This is a genomic window from Faecalibacterium longum, from assembly GCF_040094125.1.
In the GTDB taxonomy this organism is placed as follows: domain Bacteria; phylum Bacillota; class Clostridia; order Oscillospirales; family Ruminococcaceae; genus Faecalibacterium; species Faecalibacterium longum.
In genome coordinates, this window is the sequence record NZ_JBBNIH010000024.1 from 1 (window position 1) to 873 (window position 873).

1 protein-coding gene and 1 pseudogene are annotated in these 873 nt (G+C 59.5%); both read right to left on the bottom strand.

Going from position 1 to position 873, the window contains the following annotated elements; all coding sequences use genetic code 11:
• Positions 1-224, bottom strand: a pseudogene (locus tag AAAU26_RS00200) (DNA primase family protein); the annotation flags it as partial.
• Positions 225-297: 73 nt separating this feature from the next.
• The coding region (locus tag AAAU26_RS00205; RefSeq protein WP_349180850.1) for a CHC2 zinc finger domain-containing protein at positions 298-873 on the bottom strand (576 nt) is incomplete at its 5' end.

Below are 873 nucleotides of genomic sequence, written 5' to 3' on the forward strand. Positions count from 1 at the left end.
ACCTTTTTGGACAGGCCGGAGGTGACATATTCCTCGATGTTCTCCAAGATGCGCTGCTTGATCTCGCTCTCGTCCTCCACCGGGCCGTCCAGCGTGTACAGCGTTCCGTTGACGCATTTCAGCGGCCACTGTTCCAGAAAGGCACGGCCAAACTGGACTTCATCGATCTTCTTGCCGTTGTACCAGTCCGGCCATAAGGGGTTGCGGGAAATGTTTTTCTTCATAGGGTGGTTCTCCTTTAAAAAAGTGAAGTGGTGGGTCTCACGGTGAGACCTGACACTTCAGGTGAATAAATTATTAGGCGCACTTTGCCAGAGTAAGCCGGTCGGTGCGCTCCTCCAGCATCAGCAGGTACGACCCGGACAGCAGCCGTGCAGCGGCATCGGCCTTCTGCTGGGGCGTTCCGAATGCAACGCAGTCCGTCAGGTGCTCGATGGTCTCGGTCATGTGGAGGGCTTCCACGAACCGCTCGTCCAGCGGTTCTTCCGGGCTGGCGGGCTTGTAACGCTCTCGCCAGTCGTGCAGCAGGTCGAGATAGTCGGTCAGCACCCGCAGGCAGTAGGCGATGTCTGCCCACTGCTCGTCCGTCAGGCCACGCTTGGGCGGCGGCAGGGCAATGGCATTGGCGGGCGGCTTGTCCGGGTCAAGCCCGAAGTCGTGAGCGAGCTTCTCGGCGGCTTGCCGGGGGTTCAGGTCGAACAGCTTGGCGGTGAGGTCGATGGCATCTCCGTTGGCTCCACAGCCAAAGCAATAATAATAGTTGTCGTTCAGCTTCATGCTGGGGTCGCTGTCGGAATGGAACGGACAGCACACCATGCCATGGCGGTCGGGCTCCATGCCGTACATCTCTCCCACCTGCCGAACGGTGATGGC